The sequence below is a fragment of the Sandarakinorhabdus sp. genome (genome assembly GCF_040398665.1).
In the GTDB taxonomy this organism is placed as follows: domain Bacteria; phylum Pseudomonadota; class Alphaproteobacteria; order Sphingomonadales; family Sphingomonadaceae; genus Sandarakinorhabdus.
Map to the genome: position 1 here is coordinate 90,129 of NZ_JBBATQ010000010.1, position 23,664 is coordinate 113,792.

A 23,664-nucleotide genomic window follows, 5' to 3' on the forward strand; every position below is an offset into this window, starting at 1 on the left:
CGCGGGGCATGGCCCATGAAAGCCACATCGTCGCAGCAGACGCCGCCGGCATCGCCGCAGCGGTGGATGTGCTGCGCGCGGGCGGCCTGGTCGCGGTGCCGACCGAGACCGTCTATGGCCTCGCCGCGCGTGCCGATGACGGGCGGGCGGTCGCCGGGATCTATGCGGCGAAAGGCCGGCCCAGCTTCAACCCGTTGATCGTGCATGTGGCGGATTTGGCGCAGGCCGAAACGCTGGCGCTGTTTTCGCCGTTGGCGCGCAGCCTTGCGGCGCAGTTCTGGCCGGGGGCGCTGACGCTGGTGCTGCCGCTGCGCGACGGTGCGGCCGTCGCGGGGCTGGTGACGGCGGGGCTGGCGACGCTGGCGCTGCGTTGCCCGGCGCACCCGGTGATGCAGGCGCTGATCGCCGCCGTCGGCCCGCTGGCAGCGCCATCGGCCAATGCATCGGGGCGGATTTCGCCGACGCGCGCGACGCATGTGGCGGGATCGTTGCCGGGCATGATGGTGCTGGATGCCGGGCCGTGCGCGGCGGGGGTGGAATCGACGATTGTGGCGGTGGAAGCGGAAGGCTGGCGCTTGCTGCGGGCGGGCGCGGTGGCGGTGGAGGATATCGTGTCAGTCGCTGGGCAACCCTTCACCCCTCCGGATCAAGTCCGGGCCAGGCTGCGCGCCTCCGCCGAATCGCCCTCTCCCCCCGGATCAAGTCCGGGGCAGGCTGCTGGGGGAGAGGGGATCGTCGCGCCCGGCATGATGGCATCGCATTATGCGCCCAACCAGCCCGTGCGGCTTGAGGCGCGCACCGCCGACGCCCCCGAATTTCACATCGGCTTCGGCCCGGTGGCGGGCGATGCCAACCTGTCCCCCACCGGCGACCTGACCGAAGCCGCCGCCCGCCTGTTCGATCTGCTGCACATCGCCGAGGCCTCGGGCCGGGCGGCCATTGCGGTTGCCCCGGTGCCGCGCCACGGATTGGGGCGGGCGATCAACGACCGCCTGGCCCGCGCCGCCGCCCCGCGGGGGTAAGGGCATATCAGCAGAGCCGTTGGTGGCTTTCGTTTGCAGCCTTCAGGCGCCGCCGCCCATGGCCTGTCCAAACACGATCAGATTGCCGTCAGGCGCAAGGATCAGCAATTCCCGCTGGCCATAGGATTTGTCGGCCGGTCCGTGCACGTCCTGCGCGGGCAAGCCATGCAACCGGGGTTTCAGCTCTGCATGGAGCGCATCGACATCCCGGCAATCGAAATAATATGCGAAACGGCGGGTGCCCGGCTGGAACGGATTGCCGGGGCCGGTTTCCAGCATCCGCAACCCGGCGCCGTCGCGGCTGACATAGGCATAGCCATCCATGCGGAAATCGATCCGAAAGCCAAGCCGATCCACCATCAATGCGAGCGCCGCCTCCAGATCGGGCACATGCATGAAGGCGGTCGATTGGATGATGTTGGTCATGCATGGGGCCCTGTTTCAGACGGCAGCATGATCATGCGGGCGGGGGCGCAGCGCAACCTTGACGCCCCCACCCGCCATCAGTCGTCCAGCGCTTCCACCGCGCGGGTGGCGGTGGCGAGAATTTCGGCGATGCGGGCGGCGCGGTCGCTGCTGTCGTCCTGGGTGGCCAATTGCGCGCGGATCGCCGTTTTCAGATCGGCCATGGCATCGCGCACATCGGCATGCGGGCGGCGATGGCCGGCCATGCCCGCCATTTCGGCGAGCCGGTGCAGCGCCTGTTTCAGATCGGCCTCGGCAGCAGCCAGTGCGGCCTCACCGTCGGCCGTGATGGCATAACGGCGCTTGCTGTAATCGCCCGGCAGTTCGCTGATCAGACCCTGTTCGGCAAGCAAGGTGAGCATCGGGTAGATCATGCCCGGCGACGGCGAATAGAGCCCGGCGGACAGATCCTCGATCGTCTTGATCAGCTCATAGCCATGGCGCGGTTCGCGCTGCAGCAGATGCAGGATGACGATCTTCAACGCATCGGCGCCAAAGCGGCGGCGGCGCGGATGTTCCGGCCCGTCGGCGCCGAATTCATCGGCCATGGCGCGGGCAAAAGCTGCCCAGCGTCCACCACGGCCGCCAAAGCGCCCGCCGAACGCCTTGTGAAAACGCTCGCCATCAACGTGGAAACGAAAATGCATGGGTCTGCTCCAAAGGGGGATTGGAAGCCTTAAGATATATCTTGCATCTGTGTATTGCAAGAGCAATACGGTGGGGGATGGCGGCGTGCGCGGCTTGTCTCTTTCGCGCCTGCCGTTCCCGCCATAGACTTGCGCCGCATAACGGGGGGACCTTCATGACGCGCGCATTCATCCTGGGGCTGATGCTGTCGGCGGCGGCAACCGCACAGGCGCAGCCGCTGCTGCTGACCAATGGCCTGATCGTCGATGGTTCTGGCACCACGCCCTATATCGGCTGGCTGGCGATGGACGCGGACCGCATCACGGCGATGGGCAAGGGTGCGGCCCCGGCGCTGCCGGGCGCGGCAGTGCGCGATGTCGGCGGCCAGGCCATCGCGCCGGGCTTCGTCAACATGCTCAGTTGGGCCACCGAATCGCTGCTGGTCGATGGCCGGGCGCTGTCTGATCTGAAACAGGGCATCACGCTGGAGGTGATGGGCGAAGGCGAGAGCATGGGGCCGTGGAACGACGCCATGAAGGCGCTGGACGCGCGGCGGCAGGGCGACATCAAGTACACGGCGACCTGGACCAGCCTGGGTGACTATCTGAACCATCTGGAGCAGCGCGGCATCGCCGTGAACGTCGCCAGCTTCGTCGGCGCGGCGACGGTGCGCGTGCATGAACTGGGCGAGAATAATGTGCAGCCGACGCCGGCGCAACTGGCGCGGATGCAGGGGCTGGTGCGCGCCGCCATGCACGAAGGCGCGATGGGGGTGGGATCGTCGCTGATCTACACGCCGGGCAACTATGCCAAGACCGCCGAGTTGACCGCGTTGATGCAGGCCGCGGCGCCGTGTGGCGGCATGTATATCAGCCATATCCGCAACGAAGGCCCGACCCTGGAAGCCGCGCTGGAGGAGATCATCAGCATCGCCAAAGACAGCGGCGCCCGCGCCGAGATTTATCACATGAAGCAGGCCGGCCGCGCCAGTTGGGGCAAATATGATGCGATGGTTGCCCGCATCGAGGCAGCACGCGCCGCCGGCGTGGCGCTCACGGCCGACATGTACACCTATGCCGCGTCATCAACCGGCCTTGATGCCTCGATGCCGCTGTGGGTGCAGGAAGGCGGCATCGAAGCCTGGACGGCGCGCATGAAAGACCCGGCAATGCGCGCGCGGGTGATTGCCGACATGCGCAATCCGCCGGCCGGCGAAACCAATTCGATGGCGGAGGCCGGCGGGCCGGACAAGGTGCTGCTGCTCGGCTTCAAGACCGAGGCGCTGAAAGCCTTGACCGGCAAGACCCTGGCCGAAGTGGCCGCATCACGCGGCACATCGGCGGAGGACACCGCCATCGATCTGGTCATCGCGGATGGCAGCCGCATCCAGGTCGCCTATTTCTCGATGAACGAAGCCAATGTGAAGAAGCAGATCGCCCTGCCCTGGATGAGCTTTGCCAGCGATGCCAGCGCGCAGGCGCCGGAAGGCGTGTTCCTGAAAAGCTCCACCCACCCCCGCGCCTACGGCAATTTCGCCCGCGTGCTGGGCAAATATGTGCGCGAGGAGAAGGTGATTTCCCTGGCCGAAGCGGTGCGCAAGCTCAGCGCGCAGCCGGCAGACAATCTGCGCATCACGGCACGCGGGCGGCTGAAGCCCGGCAATTTCGCCGATGTGGTGGTGTTCGATCCCGCCACCATCGCCGATCGCGCCACCTTTGCGCAGCCGCAGCAACTGGCCGTGGGCGTGAATCATGTCTGGGTGAATGGCGTGCAGGTGCTCCAAGGCGGCGAGCCGACCGGGGCAGCGGCGGGGCGGTTCGTGAAGGGGCCGGGCACCGGGCGGTGCCCGGCCTGAAACGCGCGGGGAAGTGTCCGGCCTGAACGGAATTTCATTCAAGTTAAAAGGCTTAACTCCCTCCCCCTTGCGGGGAGGGCGACTCGCGCCCCTTGGCGCGAGCGGGGTGGGGGTCCGCCTTTTGGTGACAGCAGCCGGGAACCCCCACCCCGCTCGGCCAGCGCCGAGTCGCTCTCCTCCTTGCAGGGAGGTAGCTGATTCGATCTTGATGCAATCGGGCCTGAATCACCGGCTCCGCGCCAGCAGCGCCTTCAACTCGTCTTCCCAGAAGATGCTCCACGTGTGGGTGGAATGGCCACGGGTCTGCGCGGTTTCGGGGATCAGCACGAAACGGCCCTGCGGCATGGCCTTCACCCATGTGTCCGGCGCACCCACGCCGGGCGGATTGATGAAATCATCGGCGCTGTTCACCCAGGTGATGGGCACGGTGATGCGCGCCAATTGTGGGCCGGGGTTGTAGTTGCGGCTGGCCTCCAGTTGGTAGATGCGATCATTGGCATCGGGGCTGCCGGCCAGGCCGGTGGCCATCGCGCGCTCTGCTGCCATATCGGTGGCGGCGCGGGTGGGCAGATCGGCCTGCATGCGCACCGGGGCGGAGCTGGCCATCGCCTGCAAGGCCACGCCTACCCGGATGCCGTTCAAGGGCGGGCGCGTGTAATTGCCGCCCTGCCAATCGGGATCAGCCTTGATCGCCTGGATGGCCATGGCGCGCCACATGCGGTTGCGCCCGGCCAGTTCGATCACATTGCAGGCCAGCGGCATGATCGCCGCCGCACGCCCGGGCAGATCGACCCCGAACTGGAAGCCCATCATGCAGCCCATCGATGTGCCCATCAGCAGCCGCAGCCGCTTCACCTTCAGACCATCCAGCAGCAGGCCCTGCGCCCGCGCCATATCGGCATAGTCATAGGCCGGGAACGCCATCTTCAGGCCATCGGACGGTTTTGATGATCCGCCATGGCCGATGGCATCGGGCAGGATGATGAAATTCCGGGCGGGATCGAGCGGCGCGCCGGGGGCAAACAGCCGCGTGAACTGCGGCACCAGAAACTGCGCGCCGCTGCCGCCGGTGCCGTGGCCGATCATCACCGCGTTGGTGATGTTGCCGGCCGCGTCGCGGATCGGCGTGCCCAGCGTGCGATAATGCTGCCGAAGCGCGGGCAGGCTCTTGCCGTCGTTGAACTGGAAATCCCGGGTGATGAAGTCCGCTTCGGCCACGGGCAGGGCCGGCTGCGCGGCGGCGGCCGTCGCGAACAGCAGACCGGCCAGAATTGCGATGATGCGCATGACGATATCTCCCTCGACAGCCGTGATGCCGACTCCGGTGCCAAGCGCAACAAAAAAGGCCGCTGTCGCCAGCGGCCTTCATTGCAAATGGTGCCCAGGAAAGGACTCGAACCTTCACGCCCTTGCGAGCGCCAGCACCTGAAGCTGGTGCGTCTACCAATTCCGCCACCTGGGCCCGTTTTTCCCAATTGCTTGGGTGGTAGGCGGCGGCAGATATGGGTGGAATCAGGGCTTGTCAATCGTTGGGGCGGGTTTTTGCACGAATTCGCCTGCCAGCGGTGCCGCAGGGCAATCTGACCCGCGACAAGCCGCGCCCGCGGCGCTAATGGCAGCGGCCATGACAGCAATCACAGATGATGCAGCGCCCTTGCCGGCTGGCGCGCTGGTGACGGTGATCGGCGGCGCCGGCTTTCTGGGCCGCTATGTCGTCGAGGCGGTGGCCAGGGCCGGGTACCGGTTGCGGGTCGTATCCCGCCATGCCGATTCGGCGTTGTTTCTGAAACCGCTCGGCGATCTGGGCCAGATCCAGATGGTGTCGGGTGATATCCGCTCCGATGCCGATATGGCCTCGGCCTTCGCGGGCGCCGCTGCCGGCGTCAATCTGGTCGGTATCCTGGCCGAATCCGGCCAGCAGAAATTTGCCGCGTTGCAGGCCGAGGGGGCCGGGCGGGCCGCCCGCGCCGCGGCCACGGCCGGCGCCGTCGCCTATGTGCAGATGTCGGCGATCGGCGCCAATGCCGCCAGCACCATCCCCTATGCGCGCAGCAAGGGCGATGGCGAGCAACAGGTGCAGGCCGCCCTGCCCCAGGCCGTCGTGCTGCGGCCCAGCATCGTCGCCGGGGCGGAAGATCAGTTCTTCAACCGCTTTGCCGCCATGGCGCGCCTGTCGCCGCTGCTGCCGGCGATCAGCGGCAACAGCCTGTTTCAGCCGGTGTATGTGCGCGATGTCGCCGACGCGGTGGTGGCCGGCCTGACCCGCAGCGAAGCGCGGGCGCGCATCTTCGAACTGGGCGGGCCGGATGTGCTGAGCTTCAAGGCGATCCTGGAAATGATTTCCGACCTGACCGGCCTTGACCGGCCAGTGGTGGGCTTTTCGGATTTCACGAGCGCCATGCTGGCGAAGCTGGGCGATATCCTGCCGTTCATGCCGATGAACAGCGATCAGTTGGCCATGCTCAAGCTGGGCAATATCTGTGCGCCGGGCATGCCGGGCCTGGCCGATCTGGGCATCACGCCAACGCCGCTCAGCGCCTTCCTGCCACAGATGATGATGCGCCACCGGCCGGGCGGCCGCTTTGCCAAACCGATGGCGGAACCGGCGGCATGACCACGCCGGATCTGCTGACGGTCATCCTGCTCGGCATTGTCGAAGGCTTGACCGAATATCTGCCGGTATCGTCCACCGGGCACCTGATCCTGGCCGGCGAGCTGCTGGGCTTTTCCGGCGATGCCGGCACCACCTTTGATATCGCCATCCAGTCGGGCGCCATCCTGGCGGTGCTGGTGGCCTATTGGGGCCGGTTCATGGCGGTGGGGCGCGGGCTGCTGGTGCGGGAGCCTTCGGCACTGGCCTTCCTGCGCAACGTGGTGCTGGGCTTCCTGCCGGCCGCCGTGATGGGCGTGCTGTTCATCAAGGCCGTCGAAGCGCTGCTGGAAAGCCCGACAACGGTTGCCGTCTCGCTGATCCTCGGCGGCTTTGCGATCCTGTGGATCGAACGGCGCATGGGCGAGGCCCGTGTTTCGGGCGTGGAATCGCTGAGCAGCGCCACGGCGGTGAAGATCGGGCTGGGCCAATGTGTCGCGATGATCCCCGGCGTATCGCGGTCGGGGGCGACCATCATGGCGGCGCTGATGCTCGGCGTGGACCGCAAGACCGCCGCCGAGTTCAGCTTTTTTCTGGCGGTGCCCACCATCTCGGGTGCCACGGTGCTGATGCTGTGGCGCAACCGCGATGCGCTGGATGCGTCCAACCTGTCGGCGATCGGCATCGGCTTTGCGGTGTCGTTCGTGGTGGCCTTGGCGGTGGTGAAGGGCTTTGTCGCGCTGGTCGGCCGCTTCGGTTTTGCGCCCTTTGCCTGGTATCGGATCATCGTCGGCAGCGCCGCCTTGCTGTGGCTGCTGGCGCGTTAGGGCCGAAACGGATATATTTCGCCGCCCCATGCCGCCTTGGGCGGCAATCTGATCTGCAAATAGTCAGTAATTCTGACCTAATCGGCCGAATCCGCGTGACTCGCCCGCCAAACTGTGGTTGAGCGACGCCCATCGAGAGGAGCGGGGGCGATGGCCGCAACAAAATTGCTGAAGTTCGTGGAACGTGACCAGGCCTATCCGGCCAAGCGCACGGCCGAAGAGCGCACCCACGATTTCCAGGAAATCGCCCGCCCTTATATCGAGGCCAACGCCGAGGCGCAGGCCGGCCGCTGCAGCCAGTGCGGCGTGCCCTTCTGCCAGGTGCATTGCCCGCTGGGCAACAACATCCCCGATTGGCTGAAACTGACCGCGGAAGGCCGGTTGGAGGAGGCCTATGAAATCGCCGCCGCCACCAACGCCATGCCGGAAATCTGCGGCCGCATCTGCCCGCAGGATCGCCTGTGCGAAGGCAATTGCGTGATCGAGAAGGATTTCGGCAGCGTCACCATCGGCGCGGTGGAAAAGTTCATCACCGACACCGCCTGGGAAAATGGCTGGGTGAAGCCGATCCGGCCGTTGGTCGACCGATCCGGCCAGAGCATCGCCATCATCGGCGCCGGCCCGGCCGGGCTGACCACCGCGGAGCTGCTGCGCGTCAAGGGCTATGACGTGCATGTCTATGATCGGCACGATCGCGCCGGCGGCCTGCTGACCTATGGTATCCCCGGCTTCAAACTGGAAAAGCCGGTGGTGATGCGCCGCATCGATCGCCTGATCGAAGGCGGCGTGCAGTTCCATCAGGATTTTGCCGTCGGCCGCGATGCCAGCCTGGCCGATTTGCGCGCCCGCCATGATGCGGTGCTGATCGCCACCGGCGTGTACAAGGCGCGGCAAGTCGATGTGCCCGGCGCCGATGGCCCGACGACGCTGGAAGCCATGGATTATCTGATCGCCTCCAACCGCGCCGGGTTCGGCGACACCGTGGCCGATGCGCCGCGGTTCGATGCGGCGGGCAAGCATGTCGTGGTGATCGGCGGCGGTGACACGGCGATGGATTGTGTGCGCACCGCCGTGCGCCAGGGCGCCGCCAGCGTGAAGTGCCTGTATCGCCGCGATCGCGCCAACATGCCGGGCAGCATCCGCGAAGTCGCCCACGCCGAGGAAGAAGGCGTCGAGTTCGTCTGGCTGGCCGCCCCGGCCGAGATCACGCCGTCGGGCGTGACGGCGCAGGCCATGCGGCTGGGCCAGCCCGGCGCCGATGGCAGGCGCAGCCCGGAACCGGATGCCGGCACGCAGTTCACGGCGCACGCCGATCTGGTGATCAAGGCGCTGGGTTTTGATCCCGAAGATCTGCCCGGCCTGTTCGGCGCGCCCGATCTGCCGGTCACCCGTTGGGGCACGGTGCGCATCGATCACAAGACGATGATGACCGGGCTGGATGGCGTGTTTGCCGCCGGCGATATCGTGCGCGGTGCCAGCCTGGTGGTGTGGGCGGTGCGCGACGGGCGTGACGTGGCGGCGCAGATGCATCAATATCTGCGCGCCAGAGCCGGTGCTTTGGCCGGCGCAGCGGTTCAGGGTGTTGGCAAGGCTGCCGCCTGAACCGGACGGACCTGCGCGTGCGTGAATTCAAGTTGGAGGACCTGCCATGTCGTTCCTGATCTTCGCCGTCGCTGCCGTCGGGGCCGCCGCGCAGCAAGCCCAGCCGCCGCGGCCCAGCCTGCCGCCGGCGCCGCCACCGGTGCGCGCCGATGCCGCGACCATGCAAGCGGCCACGACCCTGATCACCCAACTGGGGCTGAAGACGCAGTTGCAGAACCAGATGGCGGGCACCGTCAAGCAGATGCAATCGGGCGTCGTGGTGCGTTCCATGCTGGCGCAGCAGCCAGGGTTCATTCCAGCCTATCAGGCCAACAAGGCCAAGTTCGATGTCGCGCTGAAAAAGGCCGGTGCCATTCAGGCCAGTGTGGCCCAGGGCGTCATCAACCAGAATTTGAACAACGTGGTGACCGCGGCGCGCGATGCCTATGCAAGGCAATATACCGCCGCGGAACTGAACGCCCTGATCGCCTTCTACCGCAGCCCGGCCGGCCAGGCGCTGCAGAAGAAACAGGGCGCAGTGCAGAACGAGATCGGCCTGCAAACCGCGCGGTTGATCGGCGCCAAGATCGACGTGGCCATGCAGGCCAATGCCGCGAAACTGCGCGACGCGCTGGCCCCGCTCAACAGCGCGCCGCAGCCCAAGTAAACCGACTGGACCTGCCCATGACCACCACGCCCTTCACCGCATCCGCTGCCGAACGTGCCCGCATGGCCGACATCGGCATGTACCGCCCGGATCTGGAATCCGATGCCTGCGGTGTCGGGCTGGTGGCCGCCACCGATGGCCGGCCGCAGCGCCGGGTGGTGACGGCCGCGATCGACGCCCTGAAGGCCGTGTGGCACCGCGGCGCCGTGGATGCCGATGGCAAGACCGGGGATGGTGCGGGCATATTGGTCGAAATCCCCGTCGATTTCTTCCACGAACATATCGAGCGCCATGGCCAGAAGCCGGTGGCCGGGCAATTGGCCGTGGGCATGGTGTTCCTGCCGCGCACCGATCTGGGCGCGCAGGAGGCCTGCCGGACCATCGTCGAATCCGAGGTCATCGGCTTTGGTTATAAAGTCTATGGCTGGCGCCAGGTGCCGGTGGACATCAGTTGCATCGGCGACAAGGCGATGCTGAGCCGGCCGGAGATCGAGCAGATCATGGTCGCCGGGCCGGCGGCGCACAGCGAGGATGCCCGCGAACAGTTCGAAAAGGATCTGTTCCTGATCCGCCGCCGCATCGAGAAGAAGGTGATCGAAGCCCAGATCCAGGGCTTCTACATCTGCTCGCTGTCGTCGCGCACCCTGATCTACAAGGGCCTGTTCCTCGCCGAAACGCTCAGCATATTCTATCCGGACCTGAACGACGAGCGCTTCGTGTCGCGCTTTGCCATCTACCACCAGCGTTATTCCACCAACACCTTCCCGCAATGGTGGCTGGCGCAACCATTCCGCACCCTGGCGCACAACGGCGAGATCAACACCATCCGCGGCAACACCAACTGGATGAAAAGCCACGAGATCAAGATGGCGGCCGCCGCGTTCGGCGAGCATAGCGAAGACATCAAGCCGCTGATCCCCGCCGGCGCATCGGACACGGCGGCGCTTGATGCCGTGTTCGAAGCCTTTGTGCGATCAGGCCGCGATGCCCCCACCGCCAAGCTGATCCTGGTGCCGCAGGCCTGGCAGAAGGATGACACGCTCGATCCGGCGACGCGCGCGATGTATGCCTTTTTCGCTTCGGTGATGGAGCCGTGGGATGGCCCGGCGGCGCTCGCGATGACCGATGGCCGCTGGGTCGTGGCCGGGCTCGATCGCAATGCGCTGCGGCCGATGCGTTATTGCCTGACCCGCGACGGCCTGCTGATCACCGGCAGCGAAGCCGGCATGGTGGTGGTGCCCGAAGCCGATGTGGTGAAGAAGGGCGCGCTCGGCCCCGGCGAGATGATCGCGGTGGATCTCGATGCGGCGCCGTCGCGGTTCTACACAGACACCGAGATCAAGGCCAAGGTGGCCGCGGCGCAGGATTATCAGGCACTGGTTGCCGGCTTCACCGATTTCGAGGCGTTGCCCGGCGGCGATGCGCCGGAACCGGCGCCGGCCTTCACCCGCGATGAATTGCGCCGCCGCCAGGTCGCCGCCGGCCAGACCCAAGAAGACATGGAGCTGCTGCTGGCGCCGATGGTCGATGATGCCAAGGAAGCCATTGGTTCGATGGGCGACGACGCGCCGCTGGCGGTGATTTCCGACAACGCCCGCAACCTGTCGCATTTCTTCCGGCAGAATTTCAGCCAGGTCACCAATCCGCCGATCGATGCCTTGCGCGAAACCCGGGTGATGAGCCTGAAGACACGTTTTTCCAATCTGACCAACATCCTGGACGACGAAGCCACCCAGGCCGGCGTGATGGTGATGGAAAGCCCGGTGCTGTCCAACCGCGACTGGTTCCGGTTGAAAGCCCATTTCGGCCGCCAGGCGGTGGAGATCGATTGCACCTTCGACATCGGCGGCGGGCCGGCGGCGCTGCGCGAAGCCATCGCGCGGGTGCGCAGCGAAGCCGAAACCGCCGTGCGCCAGGGCAAGACGCAATTGTTCCTGACCGATGAACATCAATCGGCGACCCGCGCCGGCATTGCCATGATCCTGGCCACCGCCGGCGTGCAGACGCACCTGATCCGCAAGGGCCTGCGCGCCTATGCCAGCATCAACGTGCGCGCCGCCGAAGCGCTGGACACGCATTATTTTGCCGTGCTGGTCGGCGTGGGTGCCACCACGGTGAACGCCTATCTGGCGCAGGAAGCCATCGCCGATCGCCACGCGCGCGGCCTGTTCGGCACGCTCAGCTTTGCCGACTGCGTGGCGCGGTACAAGAAAGCCATCAATGACGGCTTGCTGAAGATCATGGCCAAGATGGGCATCGCGGTGATCTCGTCCTATCGCGGCGGCTATAATTTCGAAGCGGTTGGGCTCAGCCGTGCGCTGGTCAATGATTTCTTCCCCGGCATGCCGGCGAAGATCAGCGGCGAAGGCTTTGAATCGCTGTTCATCAACGCCCAGATCCGCCACGATCGCGCCTGGGACGAAGGCGCCGCGGTGTTGCCGGTGGGCGGCCTGTATCGCTGGCGCGCCGGCGGCGAGGCCCACGCCTGGAACGCGCAGTTGATCCACCTGCTGCAAACCGCGGTGAGCCGCGATGCCTATGGCGATTATCTGAAATTCAGCCGCGGCGTGCAGGCGCTGCCGCCGATTTCCCTGCGCGATCTGCTGGATTTCGTGCCGGGCACCAAGGCGATCCCGATCGAAGCGGTGGAATCGGTCACCGAAATCCGCAAGCGCTTCGTGACGCCGGGGATGAGCCTGGGCGCGCTGTCCCCCGAAGCGCACGAGGTGCTGGCCATCGCCATGAACCGCATCGGCGCCAAGGCCGTATCGGGCGAAGGCGGCGAAGACCCGATCCGGTTCAAGCCCTATGCCAATGGCGACAATGCCAACAGCGTGATCAAGCAGATCGCCTCCGGGCGCTTTGGCGTGACCGCCGATTACCTCAATGCCTGCGAGGAGATCGAGATCAAGGTGGCGCAAGGTGCCAAGCCGGGTGAAGGCGGGCAGTTGCCCGGCTTCAAGGTGACCGAGCTGATCGCCCGCCTGCGCCACAGCACGCCGGGCGTGACGCTGATCAGCCCGCCGCCGCACCACGATATCTATTCGATCGAGGATCTGGCGCAGCTGATCTATGATCTCAAACAGATCAACACCCGCGCCCGCGTCTGCGTGAAGCTGGTGTCGAGCGCCGGCATCGGCACGGTGGCGGCCGGGGTGGCCAAGGCCCACGCCGATGTGATCCTGATCTCCGGCAATGTCGGCGGCACCGGCGCGAGCCCACAAACCAGCATCAAATATGCCGGCACGCCGTGGGAAATGGGCCTGTCGGAAGTCAACCAGGTGCTCACCCTGAACGGCCTGCGCCACCGCGTGAAGCTGCGCGCCGATGGCGGCCTCAAGACCGGGCGGGACGTGGTGATCGCCGCCATCCTGGGTGCCGAGGAATATGGCATCGGCACCATGAGCCTGGTGGCGATGGGCTGCATCATGGTGCGCCAGTGCCACAGCAACACCTGCCCGGTGGGCGTGTGCACGCAGGATGATGCGCTGCGGGCCAAATTCGTCGGCACGCCGGAAAAGGTCATCAACCTGATGAGCTTCATCGCCGAAGAAGTGCGCGAGATCCTCGCACGGCTGGGCGTGAAGAGCCTGGATGAAGTGATCGGCCGCACCGAATTGCTGCGCCAGATCAACCGCGGCGCCGAGCATCTTGATGATCTCGATCTCAATCCGATCCTCGCCAAGGTCGATGCGCCCGATCACCAGCGCCGTTGGGGCCTTGGCAATGGCCGCAACCCGGTGCCCGACAGCCTGGATGCAGACATGATCCGCGACGCCGCTCACCTGTTCGAACGCGGCGAAAAGATGCAACTGGCCTATACGGTGCGCAACACCCACCGCGCCGTGGGCACCCGCCTGTCCGGCGAAATCACCCGCCGGTTCGGCATGAAGGGCCTGCAACCGGGGCATGTGCAGATCAAGCTGCGCGGATCGGCCGGGCAATCGTTGGGCGCGTTCGCCGTGCAAGGCGTGAAGCTGGAAGTGTTTGGCGAAGCCAATGATTATGTCGGCAAGGGGCTTTCCGGTGCCACCATCGTGGTGCGCCCCTTCCCGTCGAGCCCGTTGGCATCCCAGGACAATGCCATCATCGGCAACACCGTGCTCTATGGTGCCACCGCCGGCCGGCTGTTTGCCGCCGGGCGCGCCGGGGAACGTTTTGCGGTGCGCAACAGCGGCGCCACCGTGGTGGTCGAAGGCTGCGGCGCCAACGGCTGCGAGTACATGACCGGCGGCACGGCGGTGGTGCTGGGGCCGACAGGCGACAATTTCGCCGCCGGCATGTCGGGCGGCATGGCGTTCGTCTATGATCGCGACGGCGGCTTCGAAGGACGGGTCAACACTGAAACCGTGGTGGTGCAGCGGCTGGCTTCGGCACATTGGGAAGGCGTGGTGCACGGCCTGATTGCCGAACATGCCGCCGAAACCGGATCGCAATGGGCCGCCGGTCTGCTGGCGGAATGGGATCGCACGCGCCTCGCCATCTGGCAGGTCTGCCCCCGGGAAATGCTGAGCCGGCTGACCCACCCACTGGACGACAGCCCCAGCAGCATCGCCGCCGAATGAACCCATGCGCCTTGAAACCGGGTTCTTCGCTGCTATATTTGCATAAGACAGTTGAAGGACCCGGTTGTGGCAAAGAACAATGATCCGCTCATCGAAAGCCTGATGCAGCTCGCCGTGTCGGCCGCGCCGCTGATCCGCAAGGCGCGCGAGGCCGGGATTTTCCGCGAGCGCGAGACCGTGGTCGAAGCGGAAGTGGTGACGCCCGCTGCCAAGCCGGAACCGGCCCCGGCCCCGCCAGAGCCGCCAAAGGCGCCGGAACCGGCCCCCGCCGCTGTTGACACCGGCCAGACCGCAGCATTGCAGGACATTGTCGTTCGCCAGGCGCTGCGCATCAACGAGTTGGAAGCCGAAGTCGCCGCCGTGAAGGCCGCGATGGCCGCACTGGCCGCAGCAACTGCCGCCCCTGCGCCGACCAAGCCACGCCCCAAGGCCAGCCCGAAAGCCAAGCCGGCAAAGGCCTGAAGCCACCGGCCATGCGTGCGGCCTTTCCATGGCGGCAAACATGGCTATGACAGGGCGTCATGTGGCGTCTCCACCATTTCACCCTCTGCCCGTTCAGCCGCAAGGTCCGCTTTGCGCTGGCGGTGAAGGGCGTCACCCACGAATTGCTGCTGGAACGACCGTGGGAGAAGCGCGCCGAATTCAATGCATTGAACCCGGCCGGGCAAACCCCTGTGCTGCAACAGGGCGCCATGGTGCTGGCCGACAGTGTCGCCATCCTCGAACATTTCGAAGAGACGCTCGATCGCACGCCGCTGCTTGGGGCGACGCCGGAAGCCCGCGCCGAAACCCGGCGGCTGGTGGCCTGGTTCGATCAGAAATTCTATGGCGAGGTTGGCGCGCTGCTGCTGGGTGAGCGCATGTACAAGCGCACCGTGCTGAAGGGTGCACCCGATGGCGGCATCATCCGCCAGGCCGGTCGCCAGGCCGACATGCATCTGGATTATATCGATTTCCTGCTGGAACAGCGCGCCTGGCTGGGCGGCGGGCAGTTCGGGCTCGCCGATATCGCCGCCGCCGCGCACCTGTCGGTGGCGGATTATCTCGGCGGGCTGGAATGGGACGGCCATGATCCGGCCCGTACTTGGTATTCAGCGATCAAATCCCGGCCGACCTTCCGCCCGCTGCTGGCCGAACGGCTGGAAGGCCTGCCGCCACCGCCGCATTATGACAAGCTGGATTTCTAGGTTCAGTTGCTCTGCCGCAGCAGTTCGCGCGCGGTGATCATCCGCATGATCTGGTTGGTGCCTTCCAATATCTGATGCACGCGCAGGTCGCGGAACAGCCGTTCCAGCGGGAAATCCATCAGATAGCCATAGCCGCCGTGCAGTTGCAGGCCGCGATCGACGATGGCCATGCCGGCATCGGTGGCGAAACGCTTGGCCATGGCGGCAAACATCGTCTTGTCGGGCGCGCCCTCGCTCACCTTCACCGCCGCATGATACAGCAGCGCGCGTGCCGCGGCGAGTTCGGTGGCCATGTCGGCCAGGGTGAACTGCGTCGCCTGGAAATCGCTGATCGCCTTGCCGAACTGCTGGCGCTGGCGCGTGTAGGCGATGGCTTCATCCAGTGCGCGCTGCGCGCCGCCCAGGCTGCACGCGCCGATGTTGAGCCGGCCGCCATCCAGCCCGGCCATGGCGATGGCAAAGCCCTGGCCTTCGGCGCCGACCAGATTTTCCACCGGCACGCGCACGCCATCGAAATTCACTTGGGCGGTGGGCTGCGATCGCCAACCCAATTTGCGCTCCGGCGCGCCGAAGCTGACGCCTGGCATGTCCTTTTCGATCACCAGGCAGGAAATGCCCTTGGGCCCATCCGGCCCGGTGCGCACCATGGTGATGTAAACATCATTCACGCCGCCGCCGGAGATGAACGCCTTCGATCCGCTGACAATATAATCATCGCCATCCCGCACGGCGCGCGTCTTCAGCGCGGCGGCATCCGATCCGGCACCGGGCTCGGTCAGGCAATAGCTGGCGATCTGGTCCATGGTGACCAGGCCGGGCAGATATTTGGCCTGAAGCGCGGCGCTGCCATAGGCATCGATCATCCAGGCGGCCATGTTGTGGATGGAAATGAACGCCGATGTGGATGGGCAGCCGTGCGCCATCGCCTCCATGATCAGCGCGGCTTCCAATCGGCCCAGCCCGATGCCGCCGCCCGCTTCGGACACATAGATCGCCCCAAACCCCAGCGCCGCGGCGGCTTGCACCACATCCTTCGGGTAGTGATGCTCCGCATCCCAGCGCGCGGCGTGGGGGGTGATCGCCTCGGCGGTGAAGCGGCGCGCCACTTCCTGGATCGCCTTCTGGTCATCGGTCAGGTCAAATTGGCTCATGATATGGCCTTACAGGCCGCCATGGAGGCTGAAAAGCCGCGCAGGACTGGAATCACCGCCGCAGATGGTGCAACAGGCGCGCGATGAATGCTGCCCCTTCCGAAATCGTCGACCAGCTGGTCCAGATCCACGCAGAATCCACCGCGGCGCTGCGCGCGGCCTTGCGCGCCTATATCGACGACAGTGAAACGCCCGATGGCAGCAGCCGCGTGCGCGGCGATTGGGCCTATCCGGAACTGCGGCTGGAATTTTCCGGCGTGCGCCGCGCACTGCGCCCCATTCGCGCCTTTGCCCGGCTCAATCGCCCCGGCGCCTACGCCACCACCGTCACCCGCCCGGCGATGTACCGCGCCTATCTGGAGGAGCAGATCGGCCTGTTGATGGCCGATTATGATGTGGTGGTGTCGGTCGGCCGATCAGAGGTGGAGATCCCCTATCCTTATGTGCTGGATGGCGCCACCGATCTGAAGCTGGACGGCGTGGCGGCGGCCGAGCTGGCCCGGCATTTCCCCACCACCGAACTGGCGCAGATCGGCGACGAACTGGCCGATGGCCTGTGGGATGATTTCCGCGTCGAGCATCGTCCGCTGGCGCTGTTCGATGGCCCGCGCACCGATTTCTCGCTGGCCCGGCTGAAGCATTACACCGGCACCGCGCCGGAGGATTTCCAGCATTATATCCTGCTCACCAATTATCACCGCTATGTCGATGAATTCGTGCGCTGGGCGTGCCGCCAGTTGGGGCCAGCGGGAAATGGGGGCTATGACCGGCTGGCCTGCCCCGGCGGGCTGGACATCACTGCCGATGATCCCGATGCCGACAAGGCCGCGGCGGATTTCGCCTGGCGCAAGAACCAGATGCCGGCCTGGCACCTGATTGGCCCGAACCGCACCGGCATCACCTTGGTCAACATCGGCGTCGGCCCGGCCAATGCCAAGACGATCTGCGATCACCTCGCCGTGCTGCGCCCCGAAGCGTGGTTGATGATCGGCCATTGCGGCGGGCTGCGCCCCAGCCAGGCCATCGGCGATTATGTGCTGGCCCACGCCTATCTGCGTGACGATCATGTGCTCGATGATGTGCTGCCGCCGGAAATCCCGATCCCGGCCCTGTCGGAAGTGCAAAAGGCGCTGCACCTCGCCACCGAGAAGGTGACCGGCCTGGTCGGCGACGCGCTGAAACCCCGGCTGCGCACCGGCACGGTGGTCACCACCGACGATCGCAACTGGGAACTGCGCTATTCCCGCTCAAGCCTGCGCTTCAACCAGTCGCGCGCCGTCGCCATCGACATGGAATCCGCCACCATCGCCGCGCAAGGCTATCGCTTCCGCGTGCCCTACGGCACGTTGCTCTGCGTATCCGACAAGCCGCTGCACGGCGAGATCAAGCTGCCCGGCCAGGCCAATCGATTCTATGAAGGCGCGATTTCGGAGCATCTGCAGATCGGCATCGAAGCGATGATGATCCTGCGCGATGAAGGCCCAGCGCTGCACAGCCGCAAATTGCGGGCGTTTGACGAGCCGCCGTTCCGGTAGGCGGTCTTTGGCCTGTCCTACCCAGGCCAAGCCTGTAATCATGGCCGGGTCAGGCTTTTGCGCGAATGCGGCCACTCGGCGGTCAAAATTGTCCAAAACCCGCCGGATTCGTCCAATGCGTCAAAACTGCAGACCGAATCCCGACAAGCTGCCGCTCTTTCACAATCGCATTTCAGCCGGCACCAGCCGCTTCTCCCGCAGCCAGGCCAGCATCGCCGCGTTGACTGCATCGGGTGCTTCCTGCTGCACCCAGTGCGAGACGTTGGGGAAGCGCTGAAGCGTGAAATCCCGGACGTGGCGGCCATAGTTTTCGGTGAGCTTGAGATCGAGCGCCTTGTCTTCCTCCCCCCACAGCATCAGCGTCGGCACGGTGATTTGCGCGGCGACCTCATCCAGCAGGCCCAGGTTGGCGCGGTAGTAATTGATCATCGCGGTCAGCGCGCCGGGTTGCAGGGCGTTCTGGCGATAGACCTCCAGCACCTCTGGCGGGAACATGGCCTTGTTTACCGCCATGTTCAGAAAGGCGTTGGCAATGGCTTCCGCCCGGCGCTGGCGCAGCAGAAACTCCGGCAGCGAGGGGATCTGGAAAAACGCGACATACCAGCTCTTCAGCCGCTGCGGCCAGTAATGGGCGATCAACTCGCCGAACACCGTCGGGTGCGGCACGTTCATGATGATCAGGCCGTCGAGCGGCACGGCGCGGCGCATCGCCACCACCCAGGCAATCGCCGCGCCCCAATCATGCGCCACCAGCAATTTGCGCCGCGCACCCAGCGCATCGAACATCGCCGCCACATCATCGACGAGATGATCGATATGGTAGGCGGCCTTGCCGGAAGGCCGGCTCGACCCGCCATAACCGCGCAGATCCGGCGCCACCGTGCGCCAGCCAGCGTCGGCCAGCACGGGCAATTGATAACGCCAGGAAAAGCGCGATTCCGGAAAACCGTGCAGGCACAATGCAACGTCCGGGCCTTCACCCGCCACGTCGCAGGCAAACTCCAGCCCGTTTGCGCGCAGCATCATGCGTTATAGTTCAGTTTCAGCCCCGGCCGCGGCCAGCGGCACTTTGCGAGCTTGCCGGTGGTCGACAGGCAGACCCAGGCATCCATCATGTCGTCGCCGCCAAAGCAGATGTTGGTGGTGAGCAGATCGGGGAACGGGAAAAATTCCTGCGCGCCCGTTACCGGATCGATGCTGGTGATGCCGGCGCTTTCGATCAGCGTCGCCTGTGCGATGTTGCCGTTGGCCTCGATCGCCAGCGAATCGAGATAGGTCTTGTTGGCCCAGGTCGTCACAAAGCGGCCGGGCACCGCCGGCAGCGGTTCCGGCGCCAGCACGCCAGGCGACACGATATCGAACGCCAGCACCACGCGCCGGCTGGTGGAGGCGGCGTAAACCGTCTTGCCGTCGGGGGAGAGGCCGACGCCGTTCAGGTCGGGCCCGTGGATGAGCCTGGTGATCTTCGATCCATCGGGCAGCGCATAGAACAGCCCGCCGGCATCGGTGTGGTGATCGAAATGCTTGCCGAGATCGGTGAAGTAGAAACCGCCATGCGCATCGAAGACGATGTCGTTCGGGCCAGACAGGCGCACGCCGTCGCAACTGTCGTACAGGCGATCGACCTTGCCGGTGGCGATATCGATACGTTCGATGCGACCAGTGCTGTAATCGCCGGCGGCATTGCCGGGCAGCAGGATGCCATCCTGCTCATACCATTCAAACCCGCCGTTGTTGCAGACATAGAGCGCGCCATCCGGGCCGATCGCCATGCCATTGGGGCCGCCGCCGGGCGTTGCCACCGTCTCCTTGCGGCCATCGGGCGTGATGCGCGTGATGCGGCCGGGGCGGATTTCGACGATCAGCACCGATCCGTCGGCCATCGCCACCGGCCCTTCCGGAAAGCCCAGGCCGTCGGCCAAGATCTCGTGTGGATGGAAATCGCTCATTGTCTGTCCTCCCCGTCGTTTGCGCCATGCTGGCGCGGGTCAGTCGTCCGCGCAAGCGCATTGAAAGACGAGGCTGGGAACAGAAAATTAACGCCTGATCGGGCAAGCCTTAACCTTGGAAGGATATGGCCATGTTGCAGGCAGAGATGGTGATCGGCGAGGTGGCGGCATTGGCCGCCGGCCAGATGATGCTGCGCCTGGATATGGCCGCCACCGCGCGCCTGAAAAGCCATCCGGATGGCGTGCTGGCATCGGCCGGCATGCTGGGCAGCCTGCTCAAGGTCGAAAGCCAGGGCCTGTGGGTGATCGGCACGTTGCGCGCGATCGAGCAGCAGGACGGGGCCGCCGTGGGCATCATCGATTTCGTCGGGGAAGCCGAAGCCGATCCCGATGGCCGCATCACGCGCTTCCGCCGCGGCGTCGGCACCTATCCGCGCGCCGGCGATCGTGCCTGGCCGATGGACGGCGCCGAGACGGCACGGGTGTTTTCCGGCGACGAGCGGCCGCACATCCAGGTCGGCATCGTCTATCCCACCGGCCAGGTGCGCGCCGCGGTGTTTTTCGACACCTTCCTGTCGAAGAATTTCGCCATCGTCGGCTCCACCGGCACCGGCAAATCCACCGCCACCGCGCTGTTCCTGCACCGCATCATCGAACAGGCGCCGCAAGGCCATGTCGTGGTGATCGATCCGCACGGCGAATATGCCCGCGCCTTTGCCGATACCGGCATGATCTTCAACGTCGACAATCTGGAACTGCCCTATTGGCTGCTGAACTTCGAAGAACATTGCGAAGTGCTGTTGACCAGCGAAGGCGCCGTTCGGGAAATGGACCGCGATATCCTGGCGCGCTGCCTGCAACTGGCGCGGATGAAATCCGTTTATGCGCAAGGATTGAGCAGCGTCACCACCGACACGCCAATCCCCTATCTGCTGTCCGCGTTGATGGACACGCTGGCATCGGAAATGGGCAAGATTTCCGAAGGCCAGAACGCGCCGAATTATCTGCGCATCCGCGGCAAGCTGGAACAGATCATGCGCGATCCGCGCCACAAGTTCATGTTTGATCGCCGCTACTCCAATGACAACATGGCCGAATTCATGAGCCGCATCCTGCGCCTGCCGGTGGCCGGCAAGCCGATTTCGGTGATCGATCTGTCGGGTGTGCCTTCAGCGGTAGTCTCCGCCGTCGTCTCGGTGCTGTCGCGCATCGTATTCGATTTCGCCGTCTGGTCGCGTGGGGAGCAGCGCCGGCCGGTGGTGCTGGTGTGCGAAGAAGCCCACCGCTACATCCCGTCGCGCAGCATTTCCAAGCACAGCACGGTGCGCGACGTGCTGGAACGCATCGCCAAGGAAGGGCGCAAATATGGCGTGTCGCTGGGCCTGGTCACCCAGCGCCCGTCCGATCTGGCCGAAGGCGCGCTGTCGCAATGCGGCACCATCGTGTCGCTGCGACTGAACAATGATCGCGATCAGGCCTTCGTGAAGAACGCCCTGCCCGAAGGCGGCCGCAGCTTGCTGGATGCGATCCCGGCGCTCAGGAACCGCGAATGCATCATTTCCGGCGAAGGCGTCGCGGCACCGATCCGCGTGCGGCTCGATGATCTGGAACCGCACAAGCGCCCGGCCAGCGACGATCCGGTGTTCAGCGAATTGTGGGTGGAGACGGGAGATGATGACGAGATGCTGGATCGGGTGATTGCGCGGTGGCGGGCGAATACGCGGTAGCGGCTAGAGATTTCTGCTCCCCTCCCTGCAAGGGAGGGGCCGGGGGAGGGTGGATGCCGCTTGTGCCTCCAGCGTCTTCACCACCCGCTCACCCTGAGCTTGCGGCCGGCGGCGAAGCCGCCGAGTCCGCTGGGGTGTTCAAGGAAGTGGAAGAAGGGAAGAGCGCGGCAACGCTGCGCCGTCAGACGAGTCAAAAAGGGCGGCCTGTTGAGACCGCCCTTTTCGCTCGCTGGCCGTGCTTGCGCGAGTCGGCAAATAGCTGCGCTATTTGCGCGCCGCGCTACGCAGCAAACTGGTTCATCGTGTTGTGCGCCCCACCAGCCTTCAACGCCGCCTCGCCAGCGAAATACTCCTTGTGATCATCGCCAATGTCCGAACCCGACATGTTCTGGTGTTTCACACAAGCAATGCCCTGACGGATTTCGGCGCGCTGCACGTTCTTCACATAGCCCAGCATGCCCTGGTCGCCGAAATACTCGCGTGCGAGATTGTCGGTGCTCAAGGCGGCAGTGTGGTAGGTCGGCAGGGTGATCAGATGGTGGAAGATGCCGGCCTGCGCGGCGGCATCGCGCTGGAAGGTGCGGATGCGCTCGTCGGCTTCCTGCGCCAGTTCGGTGGCGTCATAATCGACGCTCATCAACCGGGCGCGGTCATAGGCTGACACATCCTTGCCGGCTTGGGCCATGGCATCATAAACCTGCTGACGGAAATTCAGCGTCCAGTTGAAGCTGGGGCTGTTGTTGTACACCAGCTTGGCATTCGGGATCACGTCGCGGATGCGGTTCACCATGCCGGCGATCTGGCCGATGTGCGGCTTCTCCGTTTCGATCCACAGCAGATCCGCACCGTTCTGCAGGCTGTTGATGCAATCGAGCACGCAGCGATCCTCCCCGGAACCGGCGCGGAACTGGAACAGGTTCGATGGCAGGCGCTTGGGCCGCAGCAATTTGCCGTCGCGGCTGATCACCACGTCGCCGTTGCCGACCTGCGTCACATCGATTTCCTCGCAATCGAGGAAGCTGTTGTACTGGTCGGCAATGTCGCCGGGCGTGCGGCTGTAGGCGATCTGCTTGGTCAGGCCGGCGCCCAGTGAATCGGTGCGCGCGACGATGATGCCGTCTTCCACGCCCAGTTCGAGGAAGGCGTAGCGGATGGCGCGGATCTTCGCGAGGAAGTCCTCGTGCGGCACCGTCACCTTGCCGTCCTGGTGGCCGCACTGCTTTTCATCGCTCACCTGGTTCTCGATCTGCAGCGCGCAGGCGCCGGCTTCGATCATCTTCTTGGCGAGCAGATACGTGGCTTCCGCATTGCCGAAGCCGGCATCGATATCGGCGACGATCGGCACGACATGCGTCTGGAAGGCGTCGATCTGATGCTCGATCGATTTGGCCTTCACCGCGTCACCGGCGGCGCGGGCGGCATCGAGATCGCGGAACAGGCCGCCCAGCTCGCGCGCATCGGCCTGGCGCAGGAAGGTGTAGAGTTCTTCGATCAGCGCCGACACGCTGGTCTTTTCATGCATCGATTGATCGGGCAGCGGGCCGAATTCGCTGCGCAGCGCCGCGACCATCCAGCCCGACAGATACAGGTAGCGTTTGTCGGTGGTGCCGAAGTGCTTCTTGATCGAAATCAGCTTCTGCTGGCCGATGAAGCCATGCCAGCAGCCCAGCGACTGGGTGTACTGGCCGGGATCGGCATCATAGGCGGCCATGTCACGGCGCATGATCGCCGCGGTGTAGCGCGCGATATCAAGGCCGGACTGGAAGCGGTTCTGCACGCGCATGCGCGCCACGGATTCGGCGCTGATCGCCTGCCAGCCGGGCTTGCCCTCGATGGCGGCGGCGGCGTGCCGGATTTCGTCCTGATAGGTCATGGGGGGCTCCTCTTGTGCACTGCGGTATCGCTTGTCACGGCGT

At 65.4% G+C, this 23,664-nt stretch carries 18 protein-coding genes and 1 tRNA gene; 11 read left to right on the plus strand and 8 right to left on the minus strand.

What is annotated here, in order from left to right; all coding sequences use genetic code 11:
• Positions 1–8: 8 nt before the first annotated feature.
• Positions 9–1,022, plus strand: a complete 1,014-nt coding sequence (locus ABWP22_RS12760) for an L-threonylcarbamoyladenylate synthase (RefSeq protein WP_353200358.1) — start codon at positions 9–11, stop codon at positions 1,020–1,022.
• A gap of 42 nt (positions 1,023–1,064) precedes the next feature.
• Here ABWP22_RS12760 and ABWP22_RS12765 read toward each other — a convergent pair whose 3' ends face one another.
• Together ABWP22_RS12765 and ABWP22_RS12770 are read right to left on the minus strand one after the other, a co-directional pair.
• Complete coding sequence (locus tag ABWP22_RS12765; protein ID WP_353200359.1) at positions 1,065–1,448, minus strand: bleomycin resistance protein; 384 nt, start codon at positions 1,446–1,448, stop codon at positions 1,065–1,067.
• 77 nt (positions 1,449–1,525) lie between these two features.
• A complete protein-coding gene (locus ABWP22_RS12770) occupies positions 1,526–2,134 on the minus strand; it encodes a PadR family transcriptional regulator (protein WP_353200360.1) in 609 nt (202 codons plus the stop codon).
• 155 nt (positions 2,135–2,289) lie between these two features.
• Here ABWP22_RS12770 and ABWP22_RS12775 point away from each other — a divergent pair, with 155 nt between their 5' ends.
• Positions 2,290–3,969, plus strand: a complete 1,680-nt coding sequence (locus tag ABWP22_RS12775; RefSeq protein ID WP_353200361.1) for an N-acyl-D-amino-acid deacylase family protein — start codon at positions 2,290–2,292, stop codon at positions 3,967–3,969.
• 225 nt (positions 3,970–4,194) lie between these two features.
• On the opposite strand, the gene ABWP22_RS12780 is transcribed toward ABWP22_RS12775, so the two are convergent.
• Positions 4,195–5,256 carry an alpha/beta fold hydrolase gene (locus ABWP22_RS12780; RefSeq protein ID WP_353200362.1) on the minus strand — a complete coding sequence of 354 codons (1,062 nt, stop codon included), beginning with the start codon at positions 5,254–5,256 and terminating at the stop codon, positions 4,195–4,197.
• An 88-nt stretch (positions 5,257–5,344) separates the two neighbouring features.
• Positions 5,345–5,431: transfer RNA gene (locus ABWP22_RS12785), tRNA-Leu, on the minus strand.
• Between the two features lie 162 nt (positions 5,432–5,593).
• Between ABWP22_RS12785 and ABWP22_RS12790 the strand changes: the two genes are divergently transcribed.
• The 7 genes from ABWP22_RS12790 to ABWP22_RS12820 all read left to right on the plus strand — a co-directional run bounded on the left by ABWP22_RS12790 (position 5,594) and on the right by ABWP22_RS12820 (position 15,386).
• On the plus strand, positions 5,594–6,583 hold the full coding sequence (locus ABWP22_RS12790; RefSeq protein ID WP_353200363.1) for a complex I NDUFA9 subunit family protein: 990 nt from the start codon (positions 5,594–5,596) through the stop codon (positions 6,581–6,583).
• Positions 6,580–7,386, plus strand: coding sequence for an undecaprenyl-diphosphate phosphatase (locus ABWP22_RS12795; protein WP_353200364.1), 807 nt, complete (start codon positions 6,580–6,582; stop codon positions 7,384–7,386). The genes ABWP22_RS12790 and ABWP22_RS12795 overlap by 4 nt, the downstream gene beginning before the upstream one ends.
• 150 nt (positions 7,387–7,536) lie before the next feature.
• On the plus strand, positions 7,537–8,988 hold the full coding sequence (locus tag ABWP22_RS12800; RefSeq protein ID WP_353200365.1) for an NAD(P)-dependent oxidoreductase: 1,452 nt from the start codon (positions 7,537–7,539) through the stop codon (positions 8,986–8,988).
• A 46-nt stretch (positions 8,989–9,034) separates the two neighbouring features.
• A complete protein-coding gene (locus ABWP22_RS12805) occupies positions 9,035–9,634 on the plus strand; it encodes a DUF2059 domain-containing protein (RefSeq protein ID WP_353200366.1) in 600 nt (199 codons plus the stop codon).
• A 17-nt stretch (positions 9,635–9,651) separates the two neighbouring features.
• Positions 9,652–14,199, plus strand: coding sequence for a glutamate synthase large subunit (gene gltB / locus ABWP22_RS12810; RefSeq protein WP_353200367.1), 4,548 nt, complete (start codon positions 9,652–9,654; stop codon positions 14,197–14,199).
• A gap of 66 nt (positions 14,200–14,265) precedes the next feature.
• Entirely contained in the window at positions 14,266–14,661 is a 396-nt protein-coding gene (locus tag ABWP22_RS12815) for a hypothetical protein (protein WP_353200368.1), read from the plus strand.
• A 59-nt stretch (positions 14,662–14,720) separates the two neighbouring features.
• On the plus strand, positions 14,721–15,386 hold the full coding sequence (locus tag ABWP22_RS12820) for a glutathione S-transferase family protein (RefSeq protein WP_353200369.1): 666 nt from the start codon (positions 14,721–14,723) through the stop codon (positions 15,384–15,386).
• A 2-nt stretch (positions 15,387–15,388) separates the two neighbouring features.
• On the opposite strand, the gene ABWP22_RS12825 is transcribed toward ABWP22_RS12820, so the two are convergent.
• Positions 15,389–16,537 carry an acyl-CoA dehydrogenase family protein gene (locus ABWP22_RS12825; protein WP_353200370.1) on the minus strand — a complete coding sequence of 383 codons (1,149 nt, stop codon included), beginning with the start codon at positions 16,535–16,537 and terminating at the stop codon, positions 15,389–15,391.
• An 83-nt stretch (positions 16,538–16,620) separates the two neighbouring features.
• Between ABWP22_RS12825 and ABWP22_RS12830 the strand changes: the two genes are divergently transcribed.
• Positions 16,621–18,072: an AMP nucleosidase gene (locus ABWP22_RS12830; RefSeq protein ID WP_353200371.1), complete on the plus strand. Its 1,452-nt coding sequence runs from the start codon at positions 16,621–16,623 to the stop codon at positions 18,070–18,072.
• A gap of 159 nt (positions 18,073–18,231) precedes the next feature.
• On the opposite strand, the gene ABWP22_RS12835 is transcribed toward ABWP22_RS12830, so the two are convergent.
• Together ABWP22_RS12835 and ABWP22_RS12840 are read right to left on the minus strand one after the other, a co-directional pair.
• Positions 18,232–19,098, minus strand: a complete 867-nt coding sequence (locus ABWP22_RS12835; RefSeq protein ID WP_353200372.1) for an alpha/beta fold hydrolase — start codon at positions 19,096–19,098, stop codon at positions 18,232–18,234.
• Positions 19,095–20,021: an SMP-30/gluconolactonase/LRE family protein gene (locus ABWP22_RS12840; RefSeq protein WP_353200373.1), complete on the minus strand. Its 927-nt coding sequence runs from the start codon at positions 20,019–20,021 to the stop codon at positions 19,095–19,097. Before ABWP22_RS12840 ends, ABWP22_RS12835 begins: the two co-directional genes overlap by 4 nt.
• A 131-nt stretch (positions 20,022–20,152) precedes the next feature.
• On the opposite strand from ABWP22_RS12840, the gene ABWP22_RS12845 reads away from it, so the two are divergent.
• Entirely contained in the window at positions 20,153–21,748 is a 1,596-nt protein-coding gene (locus ABWP22_RS12845) for an ATP-binding protein (RefSeq protein WP_353200374.1), read from the plus strand.
• A 280-nt stretch (positions 21,749–22,028) separates the two neighbouring features.
• Here ABWP22_RS12845 and ABWP22_RS12850 read toward each other — a convergent pair whose 3' ends face one another.
• Positions 22,029–23,621, minus strand: a complete 1,593-nt coding sequence (locus ABWP22_RS12850) for an isocitrate lyase (protein ID WP_353200375.1) — start codon at positions 23,619–23,621, stop codon at positions 22,029–22,031.
• Positions 23,622–23,664 lie beyond the last annotated feature (43 nt).